Genomic DNA, 1,208 nt, shown 5'->3' on the forward strand with positions numbered 1-1,208 from the left:
CCGGGTTCGATGCGGTAGCCGCGGATTTTGATTTGGTCGTCGGTGCGGCCGAGGTATTCGAGGTTTCCGTTGTGGTTCCAGCGTACGAGGTCGCCGGTGCGGTACATGCGGGTGCCGGGTGGTCCGTAGGGGTCGGCGGTGAAGCGTTCGGAGGTGAGTGCGGGTCGGTTGAGGTAGCCGCGTGCGATGCCGGTGCCTGCGAGGTAGAGCTCGCCGGGTGTGCCGGGTGTGGTGAGTTGGAGGAGTTGGTCGAGGACGTAGGCGCGTTCGCCGTCCATGGGGCGGCCGATGGGTACGGAGGTGCCGAGTTGTTGGGGGTGGTGGATGTGGTGGCTGATGGAGAGTGAGGTGGTTTCGGTGGGTCCGTAGCCGTCGACGACGGTGGTGTTGGGGTTGGTTTGTGTGATGGTGCGTACGGCTGTGGGGGAGACGGCTTCGCCGCCGGTCCAGATTTCGTGGACGTGGGTGAAGGCTTCGGGGCATTGTTCGGCCATGGTGGTGAAGAGGCCGGCTGTCATCCAGGTTCCGGTGACGTGTTGGTCGGTCATGATTTTGTGGAGGGTTTGTGGGTCGAGTCGTCCGGGTGGGGCGGTGATGACGCGTCCGCCGGAGAGGAGGGGTGCCCATACTTCGTAGGTGGAGGGGTCGAAGCCGTAGGAGGTGTGGAAGAGGACGCGTTGGTGTGCGCCTGTTGTCCATCGTCGGTCCAGGGCCATGGCTGCGACGTTTGCCTGGGTGGTGACGACGCCCTTGGGTACGCCGGAGGAGCCCGAGGTGTACATCACGTAGATGGGCAGCTCGGGGTGGAGCGGCTGGGTGGGGTCGGTGTCGGCCATCGTCTGCCACGTGGCTTGGGTTTCGGGGGTGTCGATGGGTGTGGTGGGTGTGGTGGTGTCGGTGGGGAGTTTGGTGGTGAGGTCGGTGGTGGTGAGGGTGTGGATGACGCCGGCGTTGGAGAGCATCCAGGCGATGCGCTCTTCGGGGTAGTTGGGGTCGATGGGTACGTAGGCGCAGCCGGCTTTGACGATGCCGATCATGACGGCGAGCAGGTCCGCGGATCGTTCCAGGATCAGGCCGATGCGTTGTTCGGGCTGGGCGCCCTGGGTGATCAGCCAGTGGGCGATGCGGTTGGCGCGGGAGTTCAGCTCTGTGTAGGAGAGTTCCACGTCGCCCGCGACGACTGCCACGGTGTCGGGGGTGCGGGCCAC

General features: G+C 65.3%; 1 protein-coding gene. It reads right to left on the reverse strand.

Annotated features, from left to right (window positions below; translation table 11 throughout):
• A partial coding sequence (locus ACIP8W_RS31960) for an amino acid adenylation domain-containing protein (RefSeq protein ID WP_401958975.1) occupies positions 1 to 1,187 on the reverse strand: 1,187 nt, incomplete at its 3' end.
• Positions 1,188 to 1,208: the final 21 nt, after the last annotated feature.

This window comes from Streptomyces sp. NPDC088554 (assembly GCF_044752945.1).
Classification (GTDB): Bacteria; Actinomycetota; Actinomycetes; order Streptomycetales; family Streptomycetaceae; genus Streptomyces.